At 46.4% G+C, this 6,185-nt stretch carries 5 protein-coding genes and 1 tRNA gene; 5 read left to right on the forward strand and 1 reads right to left on the reverse strand.

Annotated elements, in window-relative coordinates; genetic code table 11:
• Positions 1-197: 197 nt before the first annotated feature.
• A tRNA-Trp gene (locus ACR0QE_RS12910) sits at positions 198-268 on the forward strand.
• 110 nt (positions 269-378) lie between these two features.
• On the opposite strand, the gene ACR0QE_RS12915 is transcribed toward ACR0QE_RS12910, so the two are convergent.
• Complete coding sequence (locus tag ACR0QE_RS12915; RefSeq protein WP_432628745.1) at positions 379-1,413, reverse strand: helix-turn-helix domain-containing protein; 1,035 nt, start codon at positions 1,411-1,413, stop codon at positions 379-381.
• A 313-nt stretch (positions 1,414-1,726) separates the two neighbouring features.
• Between ACR0QE_RS12915 and ACR0QE_RS12920 the strand changes: the two genes are divergently transcribed.
• The 4 genes from ACR0QE_RS12920 to ACR0QE_RS12935 all read left to right on the forward strand — a co-directional run bounded on the left by ACR0QE_RS12920 (position 1,727) and on the right by ACR0QE_RS12935 (position 5,938).
• Positions 1,727-3,385: a hypothetical protein gene (locus tag ACR0QE_RS12920; RefSeq protein WP_432628746.1), complete on the forward strand. Its 1,659-nt coding sequence runs from the start codon at positions 1,727-1,729 to the stop codon at positions 3,383-3,385.
• A gap of 8 nt (positions 3,386-3,393) precedes the next feature.
• Complete coding sequence (locus ACR0QE_RS12925; protein WP_432628747.1) at positions 3,394-4,476, forward strand: U32 family peptidase; 1,083 nt, start codon at positions 3,394-3,396, stop codon at positions 4,474-4,476.
• A gap of 233 nt (positions 4,477-4,709) precedes the next feature.
• Positions 4,710-5,387 carry a hypothetical protein gene (locus tag ACR0QE_RS12930; protein WP_432628748.1) on the forward strand — a complete coding sequence of 226 codons (678 nt, stop codon included), beginning with the start codon at positions 4,710-4,712 and terminating at the stop codon, positions 5,385-5,387.
• Positions 5,388-5,581: 194 nt separating this feature from the next.
• Positions 5,582-5,938 (forward strand): molecular chaperone Hsp90, encoded by a 357-nt coding sequence (locus tag ACR0QE_RS12935; protein WP_432628749.1) that lies wholly within the window; start codon positions 5,582-5,584, stop codon positions 5,936-5,938.
• Positions 5,939-6,185 lie beyond the last annotated feature (247 nt).

A 6,185-nucleotide genomic window follows, 5' to 3' on the forward strand; every position in this document is an offset into this window, starting at 1 on the left:
CTCTTCCCCTGCTAATCGAAAGCTCAGAAGTCAAGTGATTGATTTCTGAGCTTTTTGTTTTTGCTGATGTTTCACGGTTCAAATCAGAATTTAATTTTTTTAATTGTTCAAAAAAATTGAAAAAATTCATTGACAATCAGATGGTCATATGGTATTATGTACGAGTGCTCAGTTGAGGCGAATGTTTTAAATGTCATAGGGGAATAGTTCAATGGTAGAGCAGCGGTCTCCAAAACCGTAGATGGGGGTTCGAGCCCCTCTTCCCCTGCTAATCGAAAGCTCAGAAGTCAAGTGATTGATTTCTGGGCTTTTTGTTGTCTTATGGCTGTTTTGAAGCGCCGCAGGGAAAATAAATGTGGGAACCGGATCCGAGAAAACTCAGATCTGGAATTCCCAACTTCCGTCATCCATGCGGTATTCAGAGACGGTCATGCCGTTTTGCTGGCGAAATTGTCTGGAAAAGTAGTTCACATCCTTAAAACCCATCTGATCGCAGATCTCATAGAGCTTGAGGCTGGTGTTTCGCAGAAACCAGGATGCCCGGCTCATGCGGATCCGTTGGCTGTACTCCCGGTAAGAGAGGTGGAGAGCTGAGGAGAAGCGTTCACTCAGCGCAGAGGCACTCATAAAAAATTCCTGAGCGACCTCTTTTTGCGGCAGAGGAGTGTCGACGTGTTCGAGCAGATAAATCATAATCGCTTTTACATGTTCATCGTCGGTCTCGGGATAGAGGCGCCAGAGCTGATCGTAGAGCCGGTTAAAGCCCTGCTCACAGAACGTGCGGACGAGATGCTCATCACTCGTGAAGAGTCCGTGAATCTGACTGAAATCCTTCTGGTCGATGAAGGACGAAAGCCATGGAAATTCCTGAAAAGTGAGGGATACGACATTTTCAAAAAAGCGTCTGAGCCGCTGATCGGTCTCGATGTTATTTTCGGTCAGGGAGCAGAGCTGATGGAGTTCTTTGGAGACGGTTTCCGGAAAAAGACTTGTCCCGAGAGTGCGCTTGACGCGCAGAAGAGCTTCCTGTTCAGGAGATTTTTCGGACTGTCCGGAAAGATCCATCCGCGCAAATGTTTTTGCAAGCATATCGGAGGTGAATGGGCGCAGGAGATAGTCGCAGGCGCCGTACAGGAGTCCCTGGCGGGCAAACTGGAAATTCGGAGCTTCGCTTGTCAGCACAACGCGTGCAGCGGGGTGCTCCGCCCGGATTTTCCGAAGAAGGTGGAGGGCATCCAGTCCGTTCAAAAAGAGATCCAGAAATACGACGTCGAAGGTCTGTTCATCGAGCAGTTTTCCGGCATGGATGCCGTCCCGCACAAAAGAAAAAGTTTTCTGACATTCAAATTGTTTCCACACATCGTCTGGAAGCGCATCAACAGCGACCAGAACTTTGGTTTTCTCTGTCAACATCGAATGAAAATTCTCCTTCTCATTATTTTCTCATTGGTTTTATAATAAAAATCATAGCAATTATATAGGAATTACAAAATTGTGTTTATTATAGGACGCGAAAAGGGATCTGTCAACTTGGAATGACGTCCTGTACACGGGGAGGATTTTGGAAATGTTTCCGGAGTGAAAATGATTCTGGAAAAAGAATGGCTTGTGTGATAGGATATACAGACAGAAAGGGACAGGATGAAGAGCGAAAAAAGGAAACGGAAAGAGGAAGAAAGAAACAAAGAAAGAAACAAAGAAACAAAGAAAGGAACGTGGAGCGGATATGATTTCAATGATTCCGTTTGGTCTGCTGGCCGGCTTTGCAGAATTTGATGGGGAAACGGCAAAGAGCGTGGAGAAAAAGGAAATCCGGATTACCGGGATCGAGGAAGAGGCATTTTTCTTTCGGCTGGCGGAATGGGACGACACGGCCAGAAATCGGTTGAGAGCTTTTCGGATCTGTTTTTATGAGATGGAAAAGAAGAGCTATCGGGAGATTCGGATCACAGATTTTTCGATTGCAGAGGTCATAAAAAAAGAATTCTGGACGGAGATTTCTGTGAATGTGCAGCAGGGTGAAAATGGCGGACACTTGGAAAAACAAAGCGAATTTTCAAGTGCGGTGCAGAAACTGATCAGTCAGTATGACCGCTATATCCGCCTGAAACTGGAATGCAGTGATGCGGAGGTATCGGAGGCTCTGATCGGTTATCCGGCGACTCTTGACGGGATCCGCGCCGGTGATTTGATGGAGCAAAAAAGGCAGTGGTTTGACGCAGAGAAAGATGAGGGGAATGCGCCAAAAAATGTCGGGAAATTTGAAGATTTCGATTTCCCGGAGATCGCATTGGAGCTTGACCAGCCGGTTCTGTATGAGAACTATTTAAGTGTGCCTGCCCAGACGTTTGCGCGCTGGTACTGGGAGAAAAACGGACTTAACAATCATCCGCTTGCGGCCTGCCGTCCAAGTCGGCTCTATATAGGAAATTCATTCTGCCCGCTGCTTTTCCCCAAAGAGGAGATCCTGATGAGGCTGTTAGAAAAGGCAGGGCAGGAAAATCTTTCTGTGACGCTTGTTTTTTCATATCTGAGGGAAGAATGGATGGAAAAAACGGAAAAACTCTTGCAGAACGTGGATGCATGGTGGGAAAAACAAAAAGCACAAAAGGTACAAAAAGATCAGAACACGCAAAACATGCAGATAGAGATTGTGATCAATGACTGGGCGATGGCAGATCTTGTGTCGCAAAAAACGAGATATTTGACGCCGAGTCTTGGAATTTTGCTCAACAAGCGCCGGAAAGATCCGAGGGGCAGATATTTAGAGACATGGAGGGGGAAATCGGGAGAGCAAGGTTACGGAAAACAAAATTTGGGGAGACAGGAGAACAATCTGTATGCAGCGTTTTACCGGAATTTTCTGAAAAAGGAATTCGGAATTGAGCGTTATGAGTGGGAATCTGTTGATGGATTGATTAAGAGTTGTTTCCCTGGGGAGAAAAACAGCCTGCATCTTCCATTTTATCAGACAAACACCTCCCAGTATTGTACCTTATATGCGGGTTGTGTCCATGGGGAGCGCGGATATCAGACACTGGTCAGAGCGTGCCCGAAGTTTTGCAATCATTTTGTGTATCTGTATCCAAAGCATCTGAATATGGTCGGAAGAGGAAATTCCCTGTTCGGATTTGACATACGGATTCTTGGGGAGCTTCGGGACTTTTCCGTGCAAGAAAGAGCAGCAAAAGAGGCAGAAGCGGAAAAAACGGTGGAAGAAAAATGCCAACAGAGTGAGTGGCGGGAAGAAGAACTGGCGGAGAAAAGGCGGGAGGAAGCATGCAGAAGGGAAAGCAAATGCAGCAGAATGAGATACTGGAGGAAACTTGGGATCGACCGTCTTGTGATCAATCTGATGGAAGTGGGAGACGAGAAAATCCAGTAAAACGGAAGATGAAAATCACTGCGGGACTTGGCTCGGTCGATGAGTATATCCGTTTTGTCGAGGCGGGAGCGGATGAATGTTTCTGCGGGTATGTCCCGTACTCCTGGACTGCAAAATATGGGACGCAGGTGCCGTTAAACCGCAGAGAGGTGCTCTGCTGCAATGTTCAGATTGGAGCGTACAGTGAACTTGAGATTTTGGCAGGAATGGTGCGCCGCTATGGAAAGCCGGTTCACCTGACATTCAATTCCCTGTATTATCTGCCCAAGCAGTATCCGGAGATTGCCAAAATCATCGTTTCCTGTATGCAACTTGGATTTCAAAGTTTCATCCTTGCGGATCCGGCTCTGATTGTTTATCTGAGAGAACAGGGAATTGACTGTGAGATTCACCTGAGCGGGGAGATGGGAGAAATCAATACGGGGAGTGTGAGGGTGTTGAGCCGCCTTGGACTTACGAGGATCATTTTTCATCGAAAAAACACGTTCGCCGATATGCGCGCTGTGACGAAGTTAGCTGATTTGACGTCCAATTTGACTTTCCCGGCGTTTCCGACAGAATTTGAGGCGTTTGTGATGAATGAGAACTGCCAGTTTACGGGAGCTTTCTGCAATTCACTTCATGGCGATGAGCTGGGGCATCTGTGCAGGGTTCCCTATTGGCTTGCACCGGTGTGTGGGCGTAAGGTGGAAGAATCCGGGTGGAATCAGCTGAGAGAAAATGGACTGATCGATGAGGATGGAGAGCTGATCGGGGCAGAGCGTTTGAAAAATGAGAACGAAAATGAGAATCAAAGTAGGAATCAAAATGGGAATGAGGATAATGAGGATGAGGAAGCAATAGAGGACGGTTATCTGTGCGGAGAGAGCGGGTGCGGACTCTGTGCCCTGTGGCAGCTTCGGCGCGCGGGGATCACACATCTGAAACTCGTGGGTCGTGGAAATTATGTGGATTTTATGGAGAGAGACATCCGAAATTTATCCCGGGCAAGGGAGATTCTCGAAAATTCGGTATCTGAAGAGGAATTTCAGAGGAGAATCAGGAAGGAACTTTTTCCAGACGGATGCAGCGGGAATTGCTATTATCATTAGAGATCGAAGCATAAAGGATTTTATCGTCTGATGGGGGAGGACACAAAAATTTTACAATTTTTTTCTTTACATTGGAACGGTTCCATGGTTTATAATAAAAAGATGAGAGAGAAAATTTATAGTTATCTATCAAAAGTGCAGAAATCACGCCTGATGGCGTAGGAAACGGAGACTTCGGACGTGGTAATTCATGGATGATAGAAAAATAAATATGGAAACTGGAGGATGAAAAGATGAAATTATATCGCAAAGCGGCAGTTGCCATGCTGGCTGGAGTACTTGGCAGTGTTGTAATCGGAAGTGGAATGAGTGCTTATGCGGCAGGAGTGACAAAATCTGGAGACAAGCTCTACTATTATATGCCGGACGGAACGGTTGCAACCGGACTGATCCATGACACTGCATCGGACAAGTACTACTACGGACTGTCTGATGGAACGCTTGCAATCGGCTGGCTCCGCATCGGAGATGACTATTTTTATATGGCAGAGGACGGTTCCCTGTGGACTGGCTGGCGCACGATTGACGGTTCCCGCTATTACTTCTATCCGGATTCCGGAAAATGTGCAATCAACATTGCAATGCCGGTTGACGGATCCTGGTATCTGTTCGGAACAGACGGAAAAGTGCAGACCGGATTCCAGAATGTAAATGGAAGTACCTACTATTTTGATCCGGCAAACGGAGTGATGGTTGCAGGAACTTCCCGCACGATTGATGGAGTGGTGTATACCTTCCAGGCAGATGGTACCTGCACAACTCAGGTTTCCACTGCAACTTCCTACAATTTTAACAATGGCTCTTCTTCCCAGAATGGCAATGGAACGAGCAACACTCCGAACAGCGGTGAGAACAATCCAGAGGCAGACGGCGGAAAGTCAAATGTAATTACTGCTGGTTCTTCCAGATAGTAGATAATAGCAGATAATATCTGGAATGCGGGGCATCGGCAAAATCCGTTGCTGTTTGCAAGGCGCGTGGACCGTAACGATCATGCAGATAATCGTGGAAAAACAGGATGGAAAGATTTGATTTTCTCTGACGATTATGCTAAAATAAAGGCGGGTTTATGCACAATTATTTTAGAAAGAGGGGTCATAATCTTATGGAAAACCAGCTGATGAATTACATTGTTGAGAAGACACACGAACTGATTGATGCATCGAGCTGCTGCGCAGAAGCAAAGGCAGCGGGACAGGCATGGCTGGATGCGCTTGGAACGGACAAAGAAGCCGAGATGACAAAGAATTACATTGCCGAGCTTGAGGAAGACATCATTCCGATCGATGGTTTGATTGCATTTGCAGAGTCTCCGGCAGGAGCAGGTGTTTTTGGTGACAAGGCAGCTGCGGTTGCAGACCATGCAAAAGAAATCAAGGCAAAAGGCGCAAAGTACTGTGACTGCCCGGCATGTACCGCAGTAGCAGCGATTCTTGCAAGAAAAGACGAGATGCTCAAGTAAATCTGCTGATTAAAAAAGTACTATTCAGAAATATAAAAATGAGAAGCATATCTGAGAATTTCCCGGATCCGTTTCAGACATTCCAAGAAGATGGGATGAAAAGAAAAATGGGGATGGCAGACTCAGATAGAGCTTCTCGTTTTTGCGTATAACTATGAATTACCACGTCTGAAGTCTCCGTTTCCTACGCCATCAGGCGTGGTTTCTGAAAGACTACGATAAGTGGCTTATGGCTATTCACAAAGCC

Origin of the sequence: Brotaphodocola sp., from assembly GCF_050873065.1 — a bacterium.
Classification (GTDB): domain Bacteria; phylum Bacillota; class Clostridia; order Lachnospirales; family Lachnospiraceae; genus Brotaphodocola.